Source organism: Pseudomonas sp. BP01, from assembly GCF_022760795.1.
Taxonomy (GTDB): Bacteria; Pseudomonadota; Gammaproteobacteria; order Pseudomonadales; family Pseudomonadaceae; genus Aquipseudomonas; species Aquipseudomonas putida_Q.
The window spans coordinates 150,133-170,639 of record NZ_JAFBKA010000007.1; the positions used below are offsets into that span (position 1 = coordinate 150,133).

Here is a 20,507-nt window from a genome sequence, read left to right on the forward strand (position 1 = left end):
CAACTGTCAAAAAGCCACTATCATGCCCGCCCGCCTGCTGCTGTTCTGTGCATTGCTCATGGCCTCGGCGTCGAGCCTGGGTGTGACGCTCTACAAGATCACCGACGACTTCGGTGTCATCTCCTATTCCGACCGGCCAGGCCCGGGCGCCAAACCGTTGGTGCTGCGCGAGCCCATGGTCGAAACCCTCGAAGGCCAAGTGCTGCTGAACGCGAAAACCTTCGACGGCGGCGTGAGCTTTTCCGCACGCAACGAGCTGCATGTGCCGGTAGAGGTGGAATTGCGCCTGGACAACCTGGTAAACGCGCAAGGCGGCGATGCCCCGCGTATCGTGCGCCGGCTGCTGCCGCCGCGCACCACGCAAATGCTCAGCGTGCTCAGGGGGCGGCCCGGGCTGTTGCTGAACTACCGTTCGACCCTGCTGCAGGCCATGGGTGACCCGGGCAAGCGGCCCCAGGGCTTCCGGTATGCGTTCCCCTGGGTCGGTGGGCCGTTCCGCGTCACCCAGGGCCCCAACGGCCGGGTCAGCCATTTTGGGCCCAAGGGGCGCTACGCCATGGATATCGCCATGCCCGAAGGCACTACCATCGTCGCGGCGCGAGAGGGCGTGGTGGTGAAGACGGAAAACAGCCAGAGCGGGCGCGCGCCCAACCCCTCAGGTAACTTTGTCAGGATCCTGCACGCGGACGGCACCATGGGCGTGTACCTGCACCTGATGCGTGGGTCGGTGGTGGTGGCGGAGGGGCAACGGGTACGCCAGGGGCAGATGCTTGCCAAGTCGGGTAATACCGGCAACAGCACAGGGCCGCACCTGCATTTTGTGGTGCAGCGCAATGTGGGGTTGGCGCTGGAGTCGATACCTTACCGGTTCGACAGGCCGATCAGCGGGTTGCCCGACTTTACTGCGGGTAACCCGTGAGATTGCCGGGCCTGCTTTGCAGGCCTTTCCGACCGGTCCGGCGCCCCGGCAAGGCCGCTCCCACAGGATTACGCGAACCCTTGTAGGAGCGGCCTTGCGTCGCGATGGGCTGCGCAGCAGCCCCATGGCCCTCAATCGAGCTTGAGCACCTTGGCCAGCACGATCTTGGGCCCTTTCATCTTCTTGATGATGATGCGCAGCCCTTCGACCTCCAGCACTTCCTCTTCTTCGGGCACACGCTTGAGCGTCTCGTAGATCAGCCCCGCCAAGGTTTCCGCCTCGATGTGATCAAGGTCGATGCCGAGCAGGCGCTCCACCTTGAACAGCGGCGTATCACCCCGTACCAGCAGCTTGCCCGGCTGATAGGCGAGGATGCCGCGCTCGGTCTTGCGGTGTTCGTCCTGGATATCGCCCACCAGCACTTCCAGCACGTCTTCCATGGTCAGGTAGCCGATGACCTTGCCGTCGGCTTCCTCCACCAGCACGAAGTGCGCGCCGCCCTTGCGGAACTGCTCCAGCAGCTGCGACAGCGGCATGTGCCGCGATACGCGCTCCAGCGGCCGGGCGAGGTCGTCCAGGTCGATGGTTTCGGGCAAGTGCTCCAGTTCGGCAAGCTCCAGCAGCAGGTCCTTGATGTGCAGCAGGCCGGTGAATTCTTCACGCTCGGCGTCATACACCGGGTAGCGGCTGAATTTGTGGCGGCGTATCAGCCCCAGGATCTGCTTCAGCGGCGCATGAGCATCGATGCTGACCATGTCTTCACGCGAATTGGCCCAGTCGACCACTTCCAGCTCGCCCATTTCCACGGCCGAAGCGAGCACACGCATGCCTTGGTCGCTTGGGTCCTGGCCACGGCTGGAGTGCAGGATCAGCTTCAGCTCTTCACGGCTGTAGTGGTGCTCGTGGTGCGGGCCCGGCTCGCCCTGGCCGGCAATGCGCAGGATGGTGTTGGCGCTGGCATTGAGCAGGTAGATGGCCGGGTACATCGCCCAGTAGAACAGGTACAGCGGCACCGCAGTCCACAGCGACAGCAGCTCGGGCTTGCGGATGGCCCAGGACTTGGGCGCCAGCTCACCGACCACGATGTGCAGGTAGGAAATGACAAAGAACGCGACGAAGAACGAAACGCCCTTGATCAGTTCGGGCGAGTCGACACCGAAGTATGCGAGCAGCGGCTCGAGCAAGTGGGCAAAGGCCGGTTCGCCGACCCAGCCCAGGCCCAGGGAGGCGAGGGTGATGCCCAGCTGGCAGGCCGACAGGTAGGCGTCGAGCTGGTTGTGTACCTTGCGCAGGATATTGCCGCGCCAGCCATGCTGTTCGGCGATGGACTCCACGCGGGTGGCGCGCAGCTTGACCATGGCGAATTCGGCGGCAACGAAGAAGCCGTTGAGCAGCACCAGCAGCAAGGCAAAGATGATCATGCCGAAATCGGCGAATAACGAGGTGAGGCTGATACCAGGGGAAGGGTCCATGATGGAGTTTTTACGGGGTCCGTCTTGAGATTGGGAGAAAAAAAGTGCCAGCTTTTGCTGGCACAGGGGATCCAATGTAGCGGCTGGGGCCGCAAAAGCAAAGGGTGGCGGGCTTATTGCGATCCCTGTGGCAGCGGGCGTGCCCCCGAAGGGCTGCACGGCAGCCTCGATCTCAAGCCTTTTCGGTGACCAATTGTGCCGGCGCAAAGTGACAGGTAAAGGTGCTGCCATGCCCCGGCACGCTGCTGATGTCCAGCTTGCCGCGATGGCGCATCAGCACATGCTTGACGATCGCCAGCCCCAGCCCTGTGCCACCGGTATTCGAAGCACGGCTGGAGTCCACCCGGTAGAAGCGTTCGGTCAGGCGGGGCAAGTGCTTGGCGTCGATGCCCACCCCCGAGTCCTGCACCGACAAGTGCGCACCCTGGGCATCGGCCCACCAGCGGATGCGGATGTTGCCTTCGTCCTGGGTGTACTTGACCGCGTTGAACACCAGGTTGGAAAAGGCACTGCGCAGCTCCGACTCGCTGCCCTTCAGCTTTACGCCGGGCGCGGCTTCAAGGGTGATGCGCTGGTTACGTGGCCCGGACAGGGCCTGAGCGTCGTTCTTGATCGCAGCGAGCAGGGCTTCGACTGCCACCGGCTGGTTGTCCGACGGGTAGTCGGTGGCTTCCAGCTTGGCCAGCAGCAACAGATCGTTGAGCAGGGTTTGCATGCGCGAGCCTTGCTGGCTCATCTGCTGCAGGGCGCGGCTCCACCGCGGGTTCACATCCTCGACGTTGTCCAGCAGGGTTTCCAGATAACCCGTGATCACCGTCAGGGGCGTGCGCAATTCGTGGGACACGTTGGCGACGAAGTCCTTGCGCATCTGTTCCAGCTGGTGGATGCGGGTGACATCGCGCACCAGCATCAGGTGTTCGTTGTTGCCGTAGCGGGTGATGTGCAGCTGCACGCGCATGCGGTCGTTGATGGGCGAAGGTATTTCCAGCGGCTCGAGGTAGTTCTCTGCCTCGAAGTACTCCTTGAAGCGCGGATGGCGCACCAGGTTGGTTACCTGCTGGCCACCGTCCTGTGGGGTCTTGAAGCCCAGCAGGGTTTCGGCGGCACGGTTCCACCACTCCAGGTTGCCGTCGCTGTCGAGCATGATCACCGCGTCCCGCAGTGCGGCGGTGGACTCCTGCACCCGGTCGATCACTGCCTGCAGGCGGCCACGTACGCGCTGGTCGCGGCGTTGCAGATGGTAAATGCTGTCGAACACCTCGCCCCACAGGCCGTAACCATCGGGCGGTGCTTCATCGGGCTGGTGGTTGCGCAGCCAGTCGTGCAGGCGCAGCAGCTGCTTGAGGGTCCAGCCCAGGTAAAGCGCCAGGCCGATGGCCAGGCTCCAGCCATAGTAGCCGCTGACCAGCCCGCCGATCAGGCAGACGGTAATTAGCAACAACAGATGGCGAATCAGGGTTGCGTGCCAGTTCTGGTTCAATTGACGGTCCTTGTACAACGACGTGCAGCTTGGCGCTCTTGAACTCGATCAGCTCTTGGTCGAGAAGCGGTAGCCAGTGCCCCGGACGGTTTGTACCAGATTTTCGTAGGCCTCACCCAGCGCCTTGCGCAGGCGACGGATGTGCACGTCGACGGTGCGTTCCTCGACATAGACGTTGCCGCCCCACACTTGGTCCAGCAGCTGGCCACGGGTGTAGGCGCGCTCCTGGTGGGTCATGAAGAACTGCAGCAGGCGGTATTCGGTGGGCCCCATTTCGGCGGGCTTGCCATCGATGGTGACGCGGTGGCTGATCGGGTCGAGCAGCAGGCCGCCCACTTCGATCGGCGCTTCGCTGTCGCTCGGGCCGGTGCGACGCAGCACGGCTTTCAGGCGCGCCACCAGCTCACGCGGCGAGAACGGCTTGGTGATGTAGTCGTCAGCGCCCACTTCCAGCCCTTGGATCTTGTTGTCCTCTTCACCCTTGGCGGTGAGCATGATGATCGGGATGTCGCCGGTCAGCTCATCGCGCTTGAGGCGGCGGGCCAGCTCGATGCCAGAGGTGCCGGGCAACATCCAGTCGAGCAGGATCAGATCCGGTTTGCGGTCGACGATGATCGCGTGGGCCTGTTGGGAGTTTTCCGCTTCCAGGCAGTCATAGCCGGCCATTTCAAGGGCAACGGCGATCATCTCGCGAATGGGTGCTTCGTCGTCGACGATCAGAATGTTCCTGCCAACCATGCTCAAAACCTCTCCTGGATTCGGTGTCTTGGCCCGCATTAGATAACGGAATTATTGCAGCTGTGTGACAGGGTGTTGGCCGTTCTGGCGACATTGCGTGACTGAACTAGGCTTGAAAGAGCCGCAATTGTGGCACCCGAACCCAATTTCCCCCGGAACAATGGTGAATCCAATGACACGAAAAACGCTGAGCTGGATGGCCCTTTTCACTGCGCTGGCGCTCCCGGGGGTGGCGTCGGCCCACCATGCCATGGAGAAGGACGGCATGTGGGTCGATCATGCCGGCATGACCCTGTACACCTTTGACAAGGATGCTAACGGCAAGTCGGTGTGCAATGCCGATTGCGCCAAGAACTGGCCGCCGCTGATGGTGAAGAAGGATGATGAAGCGCCGAAAGACAAATGGACGCATGTAACGCGCGATGATGGCTCGATGCAGTGGGCCTACGATGGCAAACCACTGTACACCTTCATCAAGGACAAGAAGGCTGGGGACAAGACCGGTGACGGCGTGAAAGATGTCTGGCATATCGCCAAGCCTTGAGATTGCCGGGGCCGCTTCGCGGCCCATCGCCGGCAAGCCAGCTCCCACAGTTTTTGTGCAGGCCTCGCAGGCAGCGCTGTACCTGTGGGTGCTGGCTTGCCGGCGATAGGGCCATCAGCCTTGACGCAGTGTGTAATCCAGCACCACACCAATGAACACCAGCAACCCCGCCCAGTGGTTGTGCAAAAACGCCTTGAAGCACGACTCGCGGTCCAGCTTGCGCGTCGACCAGTACTCCCAGGCAAAGCACGCCGCCGCACCCAGCAACCCCAGGTGGAACCAGCCCCCCAGCTCGAAGCGGCTGCCCGCCAGCAACAGGCAGCCCAGCGACAGCAACTGCAAGGTGAGGATGATGGTGCGGTCGGCCTCGCCGAACAGGATCGCGGTCGACTTGACGCCAATCTTCAGGTCGTCATCGCGGTCGACCATGGCGTAATAGGTGTCGTATCCGACCGTCCACAGCAGGTTGGCGATATACAGCAGCCAGGCGCTGGCCGGCAGCTCGCCTCCTGCGGCAGTGAAGGCCATGGGAATGCCCCAGGAATAGGCCGCCCCCAGCACCACCTGCGGGTAATAGGTGTAGCGCTTCATGAACGGGTAGCAGGACGCCAGCGCCACCGCGCCAAACGATAGCCACACCGTGCGGCTGTTGGTGCACAGCACCAGCAGGAAGCTGACCCCGACCAGAATCGCAAACAGGGCCAGCGCCTCGCGCGGCTTGACTCGGCCGCTGGCCAGCGGCCGGTCGGCGGTGCGTTTGACGTGGCCGTCCACCTTGCGGTCGGCAAAGTCGTTGATGCAGCAGCCCGCGGCCCGCATCAGCACCACGCCAAGGCCGAAGATCAGCACGTTGGCCAGGGTGGGAGAACCGTTGCCGGCAATCCACACCGCCGACAGGGTTGGCCACAGCAGCAGGTAGATACCGATCGGCCGGTCCATACGGCTGAGCTGGACGAAGTCCCAGGCCCGCGGGTGCAGGCGGTTCAGCGACTTGAGCAGTTGCAGGTACATCAGCGGTTTTCCTCCCTGGCCGCTTGCCACAATGCCGGCAGAAACACTTCTGCCACCAGCAGCTCCAGGCCGCCTCGTTCAAAGCGCGAGCGGCGACCCCACAGCGCTGCATGGGTGGCGTCGGTCGGTAGCCAGGCCTGTGGATAACTGCACACTTCGATCGGGTGGCGGATGAACGCCTGGTCGCAGAACAGCAACTCGCCCAGCGAGCGGCTGCCGAGGGTTTCCAGGTCCAGCCCGCCGCGCTCCAGGGCGCTGCGGCTGGCGACACTGCGGGCGAACACCCAAGGCTGTCCATGGCCGCGCAGGTACACCTCGCGCACCCAGCCTTCGCTGCCGGCAGCAATGCCCAACGCCTGGCATTCATCGTCGCGCAGCGCTTGCCAGCCCTCGAACAGCGGGGTAACGGAGAAGTGATCAGAGGACAGGCGGGTCAGGCGGCGGGTCAGCGAGCCTTCGTCGAACAGCCAGTCAAGGGTAGGCTGGTCGAAGTCGGTCGCCAGCTGTGAATACGGCCGCCACGCGACAGCGGCTGCTTGCGGGGATTCGTACGACACGTCGGTCTGCTTGTTACAACCAATGAGGCGGCGAGCTTAGCATGATTGCCCCGACTGCTTGCATAATGCCTGAAGCAGGGCGAAGACCCGCCAGCTAAAGCCCCCAGCCTGAACCGAGGAAAAAGACCTGATGAAAAAGTGGCAATGTATTGTCTGTGGCCTGATCTACGACGAAGCCGAAGGCTGGCCCGACGACGGCATCGCCCCCGGCACCCGTTGGGAAGATGTGCCTGAAGACTGGCTTTGCCCCGACTGTGGTGTCGGCAAAAGCGACTTTGAAATGATCTCCATCGGCTAATCGAGGAAAGCACGACATGACGTCCCCTGTGGTAATCATCGGTACCGGCCTGGCGGGCTACAACCTGGCCCGTGAATTTCGCAAGCTCGATGCGCAGACGCCGCTGCTGCTGATCACCGCCGACGATGGTCGCTCCTACTCCAAGCCCATGCTCTCCATGGGCTTTGCCAAGCAGAAGGACGCCGACGGCCTGTGCATGGCCGAGCCGGGCGTCATGGCCGAGCAACTGAACGCCGAGATCCGCACCCATACACGCATCAGCGGCATCGACCCCGGCCACCAGCGCCTGTGGATCGGCGAAGAGGCAGTGGAGTACCGCGACCTGGTGCTGGCCTGGGGCGCGCAGACCGTGCAGGTGCCGATCGAAGGCGATGCAAGCCATCTGGTGTTCCCGATCAACGATCTCGAAGACTACGCACGCTTTCGTGCCGCCGCCGTCGGCAAACAACGCGTGCTGATCCTGGGGGCCGGCCTGATCGGCTGCGAATTCGCCAACGACATGAGCCAGGGCGGCTTCCAGGTCGACGTGGTGGCGCCGTGCGAACAGATCATGCCGACCCTGTTGCACCCGGCCGCTGCGGCGGCGGTGCAGGGCGGGCTGGAAGGCCTGGGTGTACGCTTCCACCTGGGGCCTGTGCTGACCCGCCTGCAACAGGTGGCACAAGGCCTGGAGGCGCACCTGTCGGATGGCAGCGTGATTGCCTGCGACCTGGTGGTTTCGGCCATTGGCCTGCGCCCACGCATCGACCTGGCCGCCGCGGCGGGCTTGCAAACCAATCGTGGCGTCAACGTAGACCGCGCGTTACGTACATCCCACGCCAACATCTTTGCCCTCGGCGACTGTGCCGAGGTGGATGGCATCAGCCTGCTCTACGTGATGCCGCTGATGAGCTGTGCCCGGGCGCTGGCGCAAACCCTGGCCGGCAAACCGACGGCGGTGGCCTACGGGCCGATGCCGATCACCGTGAAAACCCCGGCGTGCCCGCTGGTGGTGTCACCGCCGCCCATGGGCCACGAAGGCACCTGGCAGGTGGAGGGGCAGGGCAGTGACCTCAAGGTGCTCTGCTACGGCGCTGACGGCGCATTGCTGGGCTATGCCCTGACCGGGGCAGCTGTCATGGAAAAGCTGGCACTGAATCGTCAGTTGCCACCCGTAATGGCGTAAATAGGGGGCGTTCTGTCGGATTTGTCCTGTTGTTGCCTGCACAATGGCCGGCCTGATACTGGCGCGGCCCCTGAGCACGTGCCATTCTCACTTGCGTCTGCCGCAGATTAGAGCCTGCGGTGCCTTGAGCGCTGCTCCCAAAGGCAGCACGGCATAACAACAAGAATTCCGTCAAAGAGGCTTCATTATGCGCAAACCAGAACTCGCCGCCGTCATCGCCGAAAAGACTGAACTGACCAAGGACAAGGCCAATCAGGTGTTGAACGCGATTCTCGACAGCATCACCGGTGCCCTGGACAAGGACACGGTGACCCTGGTCGGTTTCGGCACCTTCGAAAAACGTCATCGCGGCGCGCGTACCGGTAAAAACCCGCAAACCGGCGAGCCGGTCAAGATCAAAGCCAGTAACACCGTGGCCTTCAAGCCAGGCAAGAACTTGCGCGACGAAGTTAATAAACCCAAAAAAGCCGCAAAACCTGCCAACAAAGGCAAGTGATCGCTCACTGACAAGCCAGTGTCAGCCAAGCGGGCGCCCCAGGGCGCCCGTTGTGCTTTCTGCGGGCAAAATGTTTCGAACTTGCATAAATAGTTCTAGAAAAGGATAGACTGCGCGACTTAGTCACTTTTCATTCGAGGCGCGTTGATGAAGTTCCGCTTTCTTCTCTGGGCCATGGGGCTGTTGATGGCCAGGGCCAGCCGTAACAACCCTGCATTCCAGCAGCAGCTCAAGGGCAAGGACCTGGTGTTCCAGATGCAGACCCTGGACGGCAAGGTTGCACGGCACTTCGTCGTCAACAACGAGCGCATCAGCAGCAAGGGCGGCGCGTATCCGCAGCCGGCCTTTGCCATCGCCTTCAAGGACGCGGCCTACGGCTACGCCACGATGCAGGCGGGCAACAAGCAGTTGGCGTTCATGCAGGGGATTCAGGACAAGAACATCCAGATCAAGGGCAATCCGGCGCTGGTGATGTGGTTCCAAGGCTTGATGAAGTACCTGAAACCGAAGAAGAAAGGCTGAAATTGCCGGGGCTTCTGCGCAGCCCATTCGCCGGCAAGCCAGCTCCCACAGGTAACGCACAGGGTTTGAGGCCAATGCGGTCAATGTGGGAGCTGGCTTGCCGGCGATTGGGCCGCAAAGCGGCCCCTCGTGATATCAGTGCGGTGCTTGAAACTGCGAAGCCAGCTCGCGCAGCAGGTTCTCGGCCTCGAGCACCTTGTTCACCACATCCTCGGCCTTTTCCCGGGTAATCCCCAGGCGCTCCAGCAACTCGTCAGGAATCTCTTCCTGCGGCCCGGAGCCAATCCCCCGCGAGCGCAACAGGCGGGTCGCCAGGCACACCAGGTTGGGAAACGCCGAATACTCGCCGTCGTAAGCCGGGTCGTGCTGGAAGCGCAGCGCGGTCGACAGCTCTTCAGGCATGTCCCACAGCTTCATAAGCCAGGCACCGATCTGTTCGCGGCTGATGCCTAGCAGGTGCTGTTCCACATAGGTGTGGTTCAAGTGCGGGTTCACCTCCAGATGGCGGCAAATCAGCGAAAAGTGGGGCGGGAACACGTGCGCCAGCAACAGGTAGCCAAAGTTGTGCAGCAGCCCGGCCAGGTAGGTCAGCCCGGCTTCGGGGCGTTCTGCCCGCGGCATGGCACGGGTCAGGCCTTCGATGATCGCGGCGGTGTAGATCGACTGCTGCCAGTAGGGCGTGGCCTGCTGCGGTTGGTCTTTCGGCAGGCTCAAGGTCTTGCCCAGGGCCAGGCCAAGGGCCAGGTTGATCACCAGGTCGAAGCCCAGCACGCGCACGATGGCGTCTTCTACCGAGCGGATCTTGCCCGGCGAAGCGTAGTAGGGCGACGCCGCCCAGCTCACGACCTGTGCCGCCAGCGCCGGGTCGGTTTCGACCACGCCGGTGATGTCATCAATGCTCGCGTTGGGGTCTACCCGCAGTTTGATGATTTTCTGTGCGGTATCGGCCAGCGGCGGGATCTCGATGGTTTCTTCCAGGCGCTTCTGGATGCGTCGGGCGGTGAAGGCCTGAACAGCATCGTTGATTTCCTGGGTGTCGTCATGGGGGCGGTCGAGGTTGGGGCTGATGGCCTCGACTTCCTGGCCGAAGCTGCTGGCACTGGCCTTGGCCAACATGCGCTTGAAGTGCGCGCGCTCAATCGCCAGCAGCAGCCCGCTTTCGCCAGACTGGATGTACACGGTCTCGGGGTCGAGCAGGCTCTTTTCGTACTGGCACGGCGAGCTGGTCAGCGCGGGAATGCCGGGCAGGGCCTTGAGGTGATGTTTGTCGAGCATTTGCTTGAGGCGCGGCACCGACACGGCAGTCAGCTTGCGCCCGGTCAGCTCGGTCAGGCGGTTGAGGTCCAGCAGTTGGCTCTGCGGGAACAACACCATGAGGGCGCCGACCTCGTCGTCGAGAAGCACCGCCTGCACCCGCGAAGCCGCAGGCAAGTGCGGGTGTTGGACCACCTCGCGGTAGACGACGCCGATCTTGTCGAGCAGCAGCCTGATTACCGTGGGGGCGTGTGGCGTTGCGGTGTCCAGGGCAACTTCAGTCATGGTCCGTATCCACTGATTCTTTTAAACGCGAAGTATAACCAGCCTGCGAGCAAATCTGGATCCATTCTGGGACTAGCGTCACACTTGGCCATATTGCTGACCATGGCGTAGCCAGCGGTCGAGCAGCGGGCTGACGTGGTCCGGCCAGCGGGCCACCAGGGCCTGGGCGGCATCGCGCACAGCCGGTAACAGGTCGGCATCGCGCATCAGGTCGGCGACCTTGAATTGCAGCAGACCGGTCTGGCGTGTACCCAGCATCTCGCCTGGGCCGCGTAGTTCGAGGTCTTTCTCGGCAATGATGAAGCCGTCGTTGGTCTCGCGCATGATGCCTAAGCGTTCGCGGCCGATCTGCGACAGTGGCGGGTGGTACAACAGCACGCAATGGCTGACGGCACTGCCCCGGCCAACCCGGCCGCGCAGCTGGTGCAACTGGGCCAGGCCCAGGCGTTCTGGGTTTTCGATGATCATCAGGCTGGCGTTGGGTACGTCCACGCCTACTTCGATGACAGTGGTCGCGACCAGCAGCTGCAATTCACCGGCCTTGAACTGCGCCATGATTTCGGCTTTTTCCACAGGCTTCATGCGGCCGTGGATCAGGCCCACACGCAATTCGCCCAAGGCACTGCCGAGTTCTTCGTATGTGCTTTCGGCGGCCTGGCAGGTCAGCTCTTCGGATTCTTCGATCAGGGTGCACACCCAGTAGGCCTGACGCCCCTCGGCGCAGGCGGCGCGAACCCGTTCGACCACCTCGAAGCGTCGGCTGTCGGCTACCAGCACGGTGTTTACCGGGGTGCGCCCAGGCGGCAATTCGTCGAGCACCGAGGTGTCCAGATCGGCGTAGGCGCTCATGGCCAGGGTGCGCGGTATAGGCGTGGCGGTCATGATCAGCTGGTGCGGGCACAACTGGCCGGCCACGCCTTTCTTGCGCAGGGCCAGGCGTTGCTGCACGCCAAAACGGTGCTGTTCGTCAATGATCGCCAGGGCCAGGTGCTTGAACTTCACTTCTTCCTGGAACAGCGCGTGGGTGCCGACCACCATCGGCGCACCGTTGGCAATCTGCTCCAGGGCACTGGCCCGGGCCTTGCCCTTGAGCTTGCCGGCCAGCCAGGCCACTTCGATGCCCAGCGGCTCAAGCCAGCGCTTGAAGGTGATGAAGTGCTGTTCGGCGAGGATCTCGGTGGGCGCCATCAGCGCCACCTGATAGCCGGCTTCCAGCCCTTGCAGAGCAGCCAGGGCGGCGACCACGGTCTTGCCGGCCCCGACATCGCCCTGCACCAGGCGCATCATCGGCTCGTGCTGGCTGAGGTCGTAGGCAATTTCGTTGGCCACCCGCTGCTGTGCGCCGGTCGGCTGAAAGCCCAGGTTGGCCAGGTATTGCGCCTGCAGGCGCGTGGCCTTGGGCAGCACCGGCGCCCGCAGGCTGCGCAGGCTTTCGCGCAGGCGTTGCTGCGACAACTGGTGGGTCAGCAGTTCTTCGAAGGCCAGGCGGTGCTGGGCCCAGTGCTGGCCTTCGGCAAGTTCGTCCAGGTCGGCGTCGGCCGGCGGGTTGTGCAGGTAACGGATGGCATCGTCCAGCGGCGCCAGTTGGTAGTCCCGGGCCAGCTCGTCAGGCAGCCAGTCGGGCAGGCTGCGCGGGCCAAGCAGGCCCAGGCTCTGCTGGCACAACAGTCGCAGGCGTTGCTGGGTGAGGCCCTCGGTGGACGGGTAGATCGGCGTCAGGGTCTGTTCGACCGGTGGCGGCGGCTCGTCACCATTCAGCGCGCGGTACTCGGGGTGGTAGATTTCCAGGCCCGAGGCACCGGGGCGGGCTTCGCCGTAGCAGCGCAGGTGGGTGCCACGTTTCAGCCCTTCCTTTTGCGCGTTGCTGAAGTGGTAGAAGCGCAGGCTCAGCACTCCGGTGCCGTCACCCAGGCGTACCACCAGGCTGCGCCGCTTGCCCATGGTCACGTCGGCACCGCTGACCACGCCCTCGATCACGGCATCCTGGCCTGGGCGCAATTGGCCGATCGGCACCACGCGGGTGCGGTCCTGGTAACGCAGGGGCAGGTGAAACAGCACATCCTGCAGGTTCTCCAGGCCGACCTTGGCGAGTTTTTCCGCCATGGCCTCGCCAACACCCTTGAGTACCGTGACCGGGACCTTCGACAGCTCACTCATGACTCAGGCCGTTTGTTCCGCAGGGGCTTTGGCCACCGAGCACAGGCGGATCGAGTCGGCGAGGATCTCGATGGCCTTGGGCCGCGGGAAGCTGGCGCGCCAGGCGATGGCCACGGTGCGGAACGGTGCCGGTGCCGTCAGGGGGCGAACTTCGATGATGCCAGGGGCGTAGTGATGGCTGTGCACCGCCGACAGCGGCAGGATCGACACGCCAAGGCCCGAGGCCACCATGTGGCGGATGGTTTCCAGCGAGCTGGATTCGACCGTGGTGTGCCTGGCGCCTTCGCCGCCCTTGTTCAGGGTAGGACAGGCTTCCAGTACCTGGTCGCGGAAACAGTGGCCCTCACCGAGCAACAGCAGGCTCTTGTCGTTGAGCATGGCGGTGTCGATGGTCTTTTTCGCCGTCCATGGGTGGTCGGCGGGCATCAGGGCGCAGAACGGCTCATCGTACAGCGGCAGGGTCAGCACGTCGGCTTCGTTGAACGGCAGGGCGATGATCACCGCATCCAGCTCGCCGTTACGCAGCTTTTCACGCAGTACGTGGGTGAAGTTTTCTTCGATGTACAGCGGCATCTGCGGCGCTACGCGGTGCAGTTGCGGGATCAGGTGCGGGAACAGGTAGGGGCCGACTGTATAGATGGCACCGACCTTGAGCGGGGCGGTCAGCTGGTTCTTGCCGGCCTGGGCCAGCTCGCGAATGCCCTGGGCCTGCTCCAGTACCTTCTGTGCCTGGGCGACGATGCTCTCGCCGACCGGTGTCAGGCGTACCGCGCTTTTGCTGCGCTCGAAGATCAGAACGCCAAGCTCGTCCTCGAGCTTCTTCACACCGACCGACAGGGTCGGCTGGCTCACGTGGCAGCGTTCGGCGGCATGGCCGAAGTGCTGTTCCTGGGCGAGTGTGACGATGTAGCGTAATTCTGTGAGGGTCATAACGTGCGTCCATGAAGTTGCGGGCCCAGCATAGCGGCTGCAATCGATAGACGCACGTTATCAGAGTTGCCGATTTGTGACAGAAGCAAAAGTCTTAGCGGCGGTCCAGTGAGTAGACGAACGGTGCCACGACTTCGATCGTGCCATTGTTCAGCAACTCGGGTGGCGGCTTGGGTACCGTGCCGGCTCGACGGATCATTTCCAGGGTCGCCCGGTCCAGTGCCGCACTGCCCGAACCACCTGCCATGGAGTACGAGACCACCTTGCCTTCGGCGTCGACCACGAAGCGCAGGCGGTTGATGCCTTGCAGGCCGCGACGGCGCGCGTCTTCCGGGTAACGCTTGTACTTGGCCAGGTGGCGCAGCAGGTCGCTCTGCCAGGTTGGCAGGGCGTTGCTGTTGGACGCAATGCTCGGCGCCGGTGCCGCGGATTTCTGCGGTGGCGTGTTGCTCGGCGGTGCGTCTACCGTTTGCTCGGTGGGTGGCGCTTCCTTCGGCGGCTCAGGCTTTTTCTCGGGCTTGGGCGGCTGGGGCTTGGCCTTCGGCTTGGGCGGCTTGGGGATGGCGATCTTGGGCTTGGGTGCTTCGGCCAGCTTGGGCAACGGCGGTTCTTCGACCGGTGCCGGTGGCTGTGGCGCCGCTTTCGGTGGCGGTGGTGGCGCTGGCTCCGGTAACGGTGCCAGCTCGACCATCATCGCTGCCGGGGGCAGTTCGATGGCTTGGGGCACCGACCAGTTGAGCGTCAGCAGCACGGCGACCACGTGCACGCCCAGCACGATCGCCAGGCTGCCACCGTAGCGCGCCATGTTTGAGCGCGTTTTCGTCATTTCTTGGCTGCCGTCTCGAGACCTACCAGACCGACCTTGAGGTAGCCGGCCGCGCGCATGTTGTTCATCACTTCCATCAGGTCGCCGTAATCCACGCCTTTGTCAGCCTGGAAGAAGATGGTGGTTTCCTTGTCACCCTTGGTCTTGGCGTCGAGCATCGGGCCAAGCTGGTCGGGCGCAGCAACCTGATCATCGCCGACGTACAGCTTCTGGTCGGCCTTGACGCTGACGAACACCGGTTTCTCGGGCCTCGGCGCCGGTTTGGCGGTTGAGGCCGGCAGGTCGACCTTGATGTCGACCGTGGCCAGGGGGGCAGCGACCATGAAGATGATCAGCAGCACCAACATCACGTCGATGAACGGCGTAACGTTGATTTCGTGGTTTTCGGCGAGGTCGTCGCCACCTTCGTTGAGATGCAGGCCCATGGCTTACCCCACTTTCACCATGTGCGGGGCGGCGCGTTCGCTGCCCTGGTGGTCCAGATCACGGCTGACCAGCAGCAGGACCTGGGCGGAGGCGTCGGACACCTGGGCCTTGTAGCCAGCGATGGAGCGGGCGAAGACGTTGTAGATGACCACAGCCGGGATTGCAGCGACCAGGCCCAGGGCGGTGGCCAGCAGGGCCTCGGCAATACCTGGTGCAACCACGGCCAGGTTGGTGGTTTGGGTCTTGGCGATGCCGATGAAGCTGTTCATGATGCCCCATACGGTACCGAACAGGCCAACGAACGGCGCGGTGGAGCCGATGGTGGCAAGTACGCCGGTGCCGCTGCTCATGGTGCGGCCGCTGGCATGCACCAGGCGCTCCAGGCGGAAGCTGACGCGTTCCTTGATGCCTTCTTTTTCGCGGGCGTTGGCCGAAAGGCGCATCTCTTCAAGGGCATCGTGGACCAGGGTGTGGGCCAAGGTACCTTCCTTGTTGGAGACTTCGCTGGCGTCTTTCAGGGTGGTGGACTTCTTCAGCTGGGCGATTTCACCACGCAGGCGACGCTTGGCGCCCATCAGCTCGAAGCCTTTGGCAATCCAGATGGTCCAGGTGATGATGGAGGCGATGGCCAGGCCGATCATGACGATCTTCACCACGATATCGGCGTTCTTGTACATGCCCCATGGGGACAGGTCGTGAGCCATGCCCAGCGAGGTGTCTTCAACCAAGGCTTCAACGCTCGGGTCTACCGCAGCCGGTGCGTCAGCCGGGGTGGCAGCAGCGTCGGCAGCCGGGGCAGCAGCAGGCGCGGCCGGGGCAGTGGCGGCAGCAGGCGTGGCGGCGTTGGCGGTTGGCTCATCGGCCATGGCCACCGGGGCCAGCACCAGGCTGAGTGTCAGCGCGGCGATGGCGCGCCAGGCGCGCGACGGGGTTGGCGAAGCGGAAAGTTGAGTACGTGTCATGCTGGCCGGACCTGATGAAGAAAAAGTGAGCGTTCTCCAAGGCCTCGAGGTAGGCCGAGAACAAATTGGCGGCCATTATTGCAAGTAATTCTTGTTAACAAAAGTAATCTTGTTGCTTTTTTCGCCTATGGTCTAGCCGCCCATCGTGTAGCGTGGCCGGGCTGATCAATTGGTCTAGGGAGTTTAGAGATGTCAGACCTTTCTGTGATGGTGGTGGGTTGTGGTGATGTGGGTGGGCGTCTGGCCCAGCAAATGATGGCCAAAGGCTGGCAGGTGAGCGGCCTGCGCCGCGCTGTCGGGCAGCTGCCTGCGGGCGTCCAACCGGTTGCCGCGGACTTGGCCGAACCGTCGATCCCGCCAGCATGGCCACAGGGGCCGCTGGATTACCTGGTGTACTGCGTGGCGGCCAGCCAGCACGACGAGGCGGGTTACCAGGCGGCCTATGTTGATGGTTTGCGCCATGTGTTGGCCTGGTTGGCCGAGCGTGGTCAGCGCCCCCGTCGCCTGCTGTTCGTTTCCAGCAGCAGCGTCTATGCGCAAAAGGACGGTGAGTGGGTCGAGGAAGGCGCGGCCACCGAGCCCGAAGGTTATTCCGGGCGGGTGATGCTGGAGGCTGAGCGGCTGGCGCTGGCCAGTGGTATCCCGGCGAGCGTTGTGCGCCTGACCGGCATCTATGGTCCAGGCCGCGAGTGGCTGTTGAGCCAGGTGCGCCAGGGTTACCGTGTGGCCGAGGAGCCACCGCTGTATGGCAACCGCATTCATGCCGAGGATGCTGCCAGCCTGCTGGCGTTTCTGCTGCAGGCCGATGCCGATGGCACGGTGCTGGACGACTACTACATTGGCGTTGATGACGACCCGGCGCCGCTGGCCGACGTGGTGGCCTGGCTGCGGGCATACATGGGGGTTACCGAGTGGTCCGATGAGCAGCGGGTGCGGCGTACCGGCAGCAAGCGCTGCAGCAACGCCCGAGCCCGGGCATTGGGCTGGGCGCCGGTGTACCCAAGCTACAAGGAAGGGTATGCAGCCATCCTGAAAGGAGGGCGTTGAATTTACCGGGCTCTTCGCGGGTTTACCCGCGAAGAGGCCTGTGCATTCAGTGCAAACGCAGCAGGACTCAGCTGCGCTCCAGCACCCACTGGCGCTTGCCCGCGGCCAGTTCCGGCATTTCATCCGGTTGCGCACGGTTTACCGCCTGGAAAATCTCCAGCTTGTCGCCATCACGCTTGATGATGAACGGTGCACCACGCTGGTTACGCTCCAGCCACAGGCTGTCATTGCTGCCGCCCATGGTCGCGCAGTCGCCTGCCAGGCACAGTGCGAAACGGTCTGGCCCCGGCAGGCCGGTGACGTTGCCGGTGTCGCTGAAGCGCACGCTGGCACCTTTGCCCTGGCCTTCGACCACCTTCCAATTGCCGCCCAGGTAGGCCTGGTACAGCGCTTTCTCGAAGCTGCTGCCCAGCGGTGCATTGGCAGTAGCCGGTGCCTTGGCACGCACGAAGGTCTGCTTGGCGCCGCGCTGGTCGACGGCTTGCAGCTCGTCCCCATCAAGCGACAGCTGCTCGGTCTGGCCGCCCGCGAAGCTGGCCTGCCATTGCTTGTCATTGGCGCTCAGCTGGCCGTCAGCGGCCTCGAAACCATTGCTGAAGCTGGCCTGCTGGCTGGCAACGTCGAGCCTCCATTCAAACACTGGGCCGTGTTCATTCAGGGCTTGGCGCAGGCTGCCGCCCTTGACCGCTGCGGTGATGGCCTCCTGGTTGATCCAGGTGCCGTTGTAATCTTCGGGTTTGTGGCTGGCGCAGCCGCCCAGTAGCAGGGCTGCCAGCGCGATAGGCAGTGCTTGACGCATGACGGGGTAACCTTGCAAAGGAGGGGTGACGGGCAGGGCGCCCGTCACCGGAGCATCATTCGATGACCAGGATGGCGTCCATTTCGACCTGGGCGCCTTTCGGCAGCGCGGCAACGCCGATGGCGGCGCGAGCGGGGTAGGGTTGCTCGAAGTAGCGGCCCATCACCTCGTTGACCTTGGCGAAGTGGCTCAGGTCGGTGAGGAAGATGTTGAGCTTGACGATGTCCTTGAACGAACCGCCAGCGGCTTCAGCCACGGACTTGAGGTTCTCGAACACCTGCACGGTCTGGGCTTCGAAGCCTTCGACCAGTTCCATGGTCTTGGGGTCCAGCGGGATCTGGCCCGACATGTACACCGTGTTGCCTGCCTTGATCGCCTGCGAGTAGGTGCCGATGGCGGCTGGGGCCTTGTCGCTAGTGATGACGGTCTTGCTCATGATGACTCCTTGCGGTTGGCGGACTACGTACGCATGCGGGTGATGCGGACCACACCGGTCAAGGTACGCAGCTTCTTGATCACACGCGCCAGGTGCACACGGTCGTGCACGCTGACCACCAGTTGGACCACGCTGATACGGCCGTCGCGTTCGTCCATGCTGATCTTCTCGATGTTGCCGTCGGCAGCGTTGACGCTGCTGGCCAGCAGGGCAATAAGGCCGCGCTGGTGCTCCAGTTCGACACGCAGTTCGACATTGAACTCACCGGTGATGTCCTTGGCCCAGGAAAGCTGCACGCACTTTTCCGGGTTGTGGCGGATTTCACTGATGTTGCGGCAATTCTCCAGGTGCACGACCATGCCCTTGCCGGCCGACAGGTGGCCGACGATCGGGTCGCCAGGGATTGGCGTGCAGCACTTGGCATAGCTCAGCACCAGGCCTTCGGTGCCCCGGATCGCCAGCGGGCCTTCCGGTGCAGGCAACTGCTCGCCTTCGGCCGACAGCAGGCGGCGAGCGACCACGTAGGCCATGCGGTTGCCCAGGCCGATGTCTTCGAGCAGGTCTTCGATCAGTTCCAGGCGGTACTCGGCGAGAATCGCCTGGATACGCTCCTGGGGGATTTTCTCCAGGCTGCTGTCGAAACCGGTGAGCACCTTGTTCAGCAGGCGTTCGCCCAGGCTGATGGATTCGGAGCGACGTTGCTGCTTGAGTGCGTGGCGGATGTGCGTGCGCGCCTTGCCGGTCACCACGAAGTTGAGCCAGGCCGGGTTCGGCCGGGCGCCCGGGGCGCTGACGATTTCTACCGTCGAGCCGCTTTGCAGCGGTTCGGACAGCGGCGCCAGGCGGCGGTTGATGCGGCAGGCGATGCAGCTATTGCCGACGTCGGTGTGCACCGCGTAGGCGAAGTCCACCGCCGTGGAGCCTTTGGGCAGCTCCATGATGCGGCCTTTGGGCGTGAACACGTAGACCTCGTCCGGGAACAGGTCGATCTTCACGCTCTCGATGAATTCCAGCGAGTTGCCGGCACGTTGCTGCAACTCGAGGATACCCTTCACCCACTGCCGCGCGCGGGCGTGGCTGCCCTTGGGCTGCTCATCGTCGTTGGACTTGTACAGCCAGTGCGCGGCGATGCCGTTGTTGGCCATCTCTTCCATTTCGCGGGTGCGGATCTGGATTTCGATGGGCACGCCGTGCATGCCGAACAGCGTGGTGTGCAACGACTGGTAGCCGTTGGCCTTGGGGATCGCGATGTAATCCTTGAAGCGACCGGGCAGCGGCTTGTACAGGTTGTGCACGGCGCCAAGCACGCGGTAGCAGGTGTCGACCTTGTCGACGATGATGCGGAAGGCATACACGTCCATGATCTCGTTGAAGGCACGGCGCTTGCCGCGCATCTTCTTGTAGATGCCATAGAGGTGTTTCTGCCGGCCGCTGACCTCGCCCTCGATGCCGTCGGCAGCCAGGCAGTTGGCCAGCGAGTGCTCGATCTTGGCGACGATCTCTTTGCGGTTGCCCCGTGCGCTTTTCACCGCCCGGTGGATCAGCGACGAGCGCATCGGGTGCATGGCCTTGAAGCCGAGGTCCTCGAACTCCACGCGCACGGTGTGCATGCCCAGGCGGTTGGCGATGGGGGCGTAGATTTCCAGGGTTTCCTTGGCGATGCGCCGGCGTTTTTCGCCGGACAGCACTTCCAGGGTGCGCATGTTGTGCAGGCGGTCGGCCAGCTTGACCAGGATCACGCGAATGTCGCGGGCCATGGCCATGGCCATCTTCTGGAAGTTTTCGGCCTGCGCCTCGGCCTTGGTCTCGAAGTTCATCTGGGTCAGCTTGCTGACCCCATCGACCAGTTCAGCCACCGTCTCGCCAAATTGCTGGCTGAGGGCTTCCTTGGCGATACCGGTGTCTTCGATCACATCGTGCAGCATGGCCGCCATCAGGCTTTGATGGTCCATGTGCATGTCGGCGAGGATGCTGGCCACGGCCAGCGGGTGGGTCACGTAGGGCTCGCCGCTGCGGCGGCGCTGCCCATCGTGGGCCTGTTCGGCGTAGAAATAGGCGCGCCGGACCAGGTTGACCTGTTCGGGGCCAAGGTAGGTCGACAGCCGTTCGGCCAAGGCTTCTATACCCGGCATGGGTTGACCTCCTGCGGAGGAAAAGGGCCTTGCGCCGTGCGACGTCGACCT

The 20,507-nt window shown here is 63.3% G+C and carries 21 protein-coding genes; 7 read left to right on the top strand and 14 right to left on the bottom strand.

The features are described from left to right. The first annotated feature begins 22 nt into the window (after nucleotides 1–22). The gene (locus JOY50_RS08885; RefSeq protein ID WP_132846660.1) at nucleotides 23–919 is read left to right on the top strand and encodes a peptidoglycan DD-metalloendopeptidase family protein; all 897 of its coding nucleotides are present in this window, start codon (nucleotides 23–25) and stop codon (nucleotides 917–919) included. A 131-nt stretch (nucleotides 920–1,050) separates the two neighbouring features. On the opposite strand, the gene JOY50_RS08890 is transcribed toward JOY50_RS08885, so the two are convergent. The 3 genes from JOY50_RS08890 to phoB form a co-directional block, all read right to left on the bottom strand. Further along, on the bottom strand, nucleotides 1,051–2,391 hold the full coding sequence (locus tag JOY50_RS08890) for a hemolysin family protein (protein WP_132846659.1): 1,341 nt from the start codon (nucleotides 2,389–2,391) through the stop codon (nucleotides 1,051–1,053). Nucleotides 2,392–2,563: 172 nt separating this feature from the next. After that, nucleotides 2,564–3,871 carry a phosphate regulon sensor histidine kinase PhoR gene (gene phoR, locus JOY50_RS08895; protein ID WP_019470234.1) on the bottom strand — a complete coding sequence of 436 codons (1,308 nt, stop codon included), beginning with the start codon at nucleotides 3,869–3,871 and terminating at the stop codon, nucleotides 2,564–2,566. Nucleotides 3,872–3,919: 48 nt separating this feature from the next. Continuing rightward, nucleotides 3,920–4,609, bottom strand: coding sequence for a phosphate regulon transcriptional regulator PhoB (gene phoB / locus JOY50_RS08900; protein WP_003253341.1), 690 nt, complete (start codon nucleotides 4,607–4,609; stop codon nucleotides 3,920–3,922). Nucleotides 4,610–4,781: 172 nt separating this feature from the next. Here phoB and JOY50_RS08905 point away from each other — a divergent pair, with 172 nt between their 5' ends. Continuing rightward, nucleotides 4,782–5,153: a hypothetical protein gene (locus JOY50_RS08905; RefSeq protein ID WP_132846657.1), complete on the top strand. Its 372-nt coding sequence runs from the start codon at nucleotides 4,782–4,784 to the stop codon at nucleotides 5,151–5,153. 114 nt (nucleotides 5,154–5,267) lie between these two features. On the opposite strand, the gene ubiA is transcribed toward JOY50_RS08905, so the two are convergent. Both ubiA and JOY50_RS08915 read right to left on the bottom strand, forming a co-directional pair. Beyond that, nucleotides 5,268–6,164 carry a 4-hydroxybenzoate octaprenyltransferase gene (gene ubiA, locus JOY50_RS08910; RefSeq protein ID WP_132846656.1) on the bottom strand — a complete coding sequence of 299 codons (897 nt, stop codon included), beginning with the start codon at nucleotides 6,162–6,164 and terminating at the stop codon, nucleotides 5,268–5,270. After that, nucleotides 6,164–6,721: a chorismate lyase gene (locus JOY50_RS08915; protein ID WP_132846655.1), complete on the bottom strand. Its 558-nt coding sequence runs from the start codon at nucleotides 6,719–6,721 to the stop codon at nucleotides 6,164–6,166. The genes ubiA and JOY50_RS08915 overlap by 1 nt, the downstream gene beginning before the upstream one ends. Before the next feature lie 130 nt (nucleotides 6,722–6,851). Here JOY50_RS08915 and JOY50_RS08920 point away from each other — a divergent pair, with 130 nt between their 5' ends. The 4 genes from JOY50_RS08920 to JOY50_RS08935 all read left to right on the top strand — a co-directional run bounded on the left by JOY50_RS08920 (nucleotide 6,852) and on the right by JOY50_RS08935 (nucleotide 9,202). Next, complete coding sequence (locus JOY50_RS08920) at nucleotides 6,852–7,019, top strand: rubredoxin (protein WP_003253349.1); 168 nt, start codon at nucleotides 6,852–6,854, stop codon at nucleotides 7,017–7,019. A 16-nt stretch (nucleotides 7,020–7,035) separates the two neighbouring features. Further along, complete coding sequence (locus JOY50_RS08925; protein ID WP_243055117.1) at nucleotides 7,036–8,184, top strand: NAD(P)/FAD-dependent oxidoreductase; 1,149 nt, start codon at nucleotides 7,036–7,038, stop codon at nucleotides 8,182–8,184. Between the two features lie 187 nt (nucleotides 8,185–8,371). Beyond that, nucleotides 8,372–8,680 carry an HU family DNA-binding protein gene (locus JOY50_RS08930; RefSeq protein WP_132846653.1) on the top strand — a complete coding sequence of 103 codons (309 nt, stop codon included), beginning with the start codon at nucleotides 8,372–8,374 and terminating at the stop codon, nucleotides 8,678–8,680. Nucleotides 8,681–8,827: 147 nt separating this feature from the next. Beyond that, complete coding sequence (locus JOY50_RS08935; RefSeq protein ID WP_132846652.1) at nucleotides 8,828–9,202, top strand: SCP2 sterol-binding domain-containing protein; 375 nt, start codon at nucleotides 8,828–8,830, stop codon at nucleotides 9,200–9,202. A 135-nt stretch (nucleotides 9,203–9,337) separates the two neighbouring features. Here JOY50_RS08935 and JOY50_RS08940 read toward each other — a convergent pair whose 3' ends face one another. The 6 genes from JOY50_RS08940 to exbB form a co-directional block, all read right to left on the bottom strand. Then, the gene (locus JOY50_RS08940) at nucleotides 9,338–10,741 is read right to left on the bottom strand and encodes an aminoacyl-tRNA deacylase and HDOD domain-containing protein (protein ID WP_132846651.1); all 1,404 of its coding nucleotides are present in this window, start codon (nucleotides 10,739–10,741) and stop codon (nucleotides 9,338–9,340) included. 78 nt (nucleotides 10,742–10,819) lie between these two features. Continuing rightward, nucleotides 10,820–12,898 (bottom strand): ATP-dependent DNA helicase RecG, encoded by a 2,079-nt coding sequence (gene recG / locus JOY50_RS08945; protein ID WP_138736697.1) that lies wholly within the window; start codon nucleotides 12,896–12,898, stop codon nucleotides 10,820–10,822. A 3-nt stretch (nucleotides 12,899–12,901) separates the two neighbouring features. Further along, nucleotides 12,902–13,828 carry a hydrogen peroxide-inducible genes activator gene (locus JOY50_RS08950; protein ID WP_019473525.1) on the bottom strand — a complete coding sequence of 309 codons (927 nt, stop codon included), beginning with the start codon at nucleotides 13,826–13,828 and terminating at the stop codon, nucleotides 12,902–12,904. Nucleotides 13,829–13,922: 94 nt separating this feature from the next. Then, complete coding sequence (locus JOY50_RS08955) at nucleotides 13,923–14,654, bottom strand: energy transducer TonB (protein WP_016489831.1); 732 nt, start codon at nucleotides 14,652–14,654, stop codon at nucleotides 13,923–13,925. Continuing rightward, nucleotides 14,651–15,079: a TonB system transport protein ExbD gene (exbD, locus tag JOY50_RS08960; RefSeq protein WP_003253367.1), complete on the bottom strand. Its 429-nt coding sequence runs from the start codon at nucleotides 15,077–15,079 to the stop codon at nucleotides 14,651–14,653. The genes JOY50_RS08955 and exbD overlap by 4 nt, the downstream gene beginning before the upstream one ends. 3 nt (nucleotides 15,080–15,082) lie before the next feature. Next, the gene (gene exbB / locus JOY50_RS08965) at nucleotides 15,083–16,042 is read right to left on the bottom strand and encodes a tonB-system energizer ExbB (RefSeq protein ID WP_132846649.1); all 960 of its coding nucleotides are present in this window, start codon (nucleotides 16,040–16,042) and stop codon (nucleotides 15,083–15,085) included. Between the two features lie 189 nt (nucleotides 16,043–16,231). Here exbB and JOY50_RS08970 point away from each other — a divergent pair, with 189 nt between their 5' ends. Next, complete coding sequence (locus JOY50_RS08970) at nucleotides 16,232–17,089, top strand: SDR family oxidoreductase (RefSeq protein ID WP_019471054.1); 858 nt, start codon at nucleotides 16,232–16,234, stop codon at nucleotides 17,087–17,089. 67 nt (nucleotides 17,090–17,156) lie between these two features. Here JOY50_RS08970 and JOY50_RS08975 read toward each other — a convergent pair whose 3' ends face one another. Genes JOY50_RS08975 through spoT form a run of 3 tightly spaced genes read right to left on the bottom strand, consistent with a single transcriptional unit; the run spans nucleotide 17,157 to nucleotide 20,456 of the window. Then, on the bottom strand, nucleotides 17,157–17,888 hold the full coding sequence (locus JOY50_RS08975) for a hypothetical protein (protein WP_132846648.1): 732 nt from the start codon (nucleotides 17,886–17,888) through the stop codon (nucleotides 17,157–17,159). 55 nt (nucleotides 17,889–17,943) lie between these two features. Further along, nucleotides 17,944–18,324 carry a RidA family protein gene (locus JOY50_RS08980; protein ID WP_016489827.1) on the bottom strand — a complete coding sequence of 127 codons (381 nt, stop codon included), beginning with the start codon at nucleotides 18,322–18,324 and terminating at the stop codon, nucleotides 17,944–17,946. 23 nt (nucleotides 18,325–18,347) lie between these two features. Continuing rightward, nucleotides 18,348–20,456: a bifunctional GTP diphosphokinase/guanosine-3',5'-bis pyrophosphate 3'-pyrophosphohydrolase gene (gene spoT, locus JOY50_RS08985; RefSeq protein WP_019471052.1), complete on the bottom strand. Its 2,109-nt coding sequence runs from the start codon at nucleotides 20,454–20,456 to the stop codon at nucleotides 18,348–18,350. Nucleotides 20,457–20,507 lie beyond the last annotated feature (51 nt).

Bases quoted from the DNA above. Each gene is read 5' to 3' on its own strand.
- JOY50_RS08925 (WP_243055117.1), top strand. From the start codon at position 7,036: ATGACGTCCCCTGTGGTAATCATCGGTACCGGCCTGGCGGGCTACAAC.
- recG (WP_138736697.1), bottom strand. From the start codon at position 12,898: ATGAGTGAGCTGTCGAAGGTCCCGGTCACGGTACTCAAGGGTGTTGGC.
- JOY50_RS08975 (WP_132846648.1), bottom strand. From the start codon at position 17,888: ATGCGTCAAGCACTGCCTATCGCGCTGGCAGCCCTGCTACTGGGCGGC.
- JOY50_RS08885 (WP_132846660.1), top strand. From the start codon at position 23: ATGCCCGCCCGCCTGCTGCTGTTCTGTGCATTGCTCATGGCCTCGGCG.
- spoT (WP_019471052.1), bottom strand. From the start codon at position 20,456: ATGCCGGGTATAGAAGCCTTGGCCGAACGGCTGTCGACCTACCTTGGC.
- JOY50_RS08905 (WP_132846657.1), top strand. From the start codon at position 4,782: ATGACACGAAAAACGCTGAGCTGGATGGCCCTTTTCACTGCGCTGGCG.
- JOY50_RS08920 (WP_003253349.1), top strand. From the start codon at position 6,852: ATGAAAAAGTGGCAATGTATTGTCTGTGGCCTGATCTACGACGAAGCC.
- exbB (WP_132846649.1), bottom strand. From the start codon at position 16,042: ATGACACGTACTCAACTTTCCGCTTCGCCAACCCCGTCGCGCGCCTGG.
- JOY50_RS08940 (WP_132846651.1), bottom strand. From the start codon at position 10,741: ATGACTGAAGTTGCCCTGGACACCGCAACGCCACACGCCCCCACGGTA.
- exbD (WP_003253367.1), bottom strand. From the start codon at position 15,079: ATGGGCCTGCATCTCAACGAAGGTGGCGACGACCTCGCCGAAAACCAC.
- JOY50_RS08935 (WP_132846652.1), top strand. From the start codon at position 8,828: ATGAAGTTCCGCTTTCTTCTCTGGGCCATGGGGCTGTTGATGGCCAGG.
- JOY50_RS08980 (WP_016489827.1), bottom strand. From the start codon at position 18,324: ATGAGCAAGACCGTCATCACTAGCGACAAGGCCCCAGCCGCCATCGGC.
- JOY50_RS08890 (WP_132846659.1), bottom strand. From the start codon at position 2,391: ATGGACCCTTCCCCTGGTATCAGCCTCACCTCGTTATTCGCCGATTTC.
- phoB (WP_003253341.1), bottom strand. From the start codon at position 4,609: ATGGTTGGCAGGAACATTCTGATCGTCGACGACGAAGCACCCATTCGC.
- JOY50_RS08970 (WP_019471054.1), top strand. From the start codon at position 16,232: ATGTCAGACCTTTCTGTGATGGTGGTGGGTTGTGGTGATGTGGGTGGG.
- JOY50_RS08955 (WP_016489831.1), bottom strand. From the start codon at position 14,654: ATGACGAAAACGCGCTCAAACATGGCGCGCTACGGTGGCAGCCTGGCG.
- JOY50_RS08950 (WP_019473525.1), bottom strand. From the start codon at position 13,828: ATGACCCTCACAGAATTACGCTACATCGTCACACTCGCCCAGGAACAG.
- ubiA (WP_132846656.1), bottom strand. From the start codon at position 6,164: ATGTACCTGCAACTGCTCAAGTCGCTGAACCGCCTGCACCCGCGGGCC.
- JOY50_RS08930 (WP_132846653.1), top strand. From the start codon at position 8,372: ATGCGCAAACCAGAACTCGCCGCCGTCATCGCCGAAAAGACTGAACTG.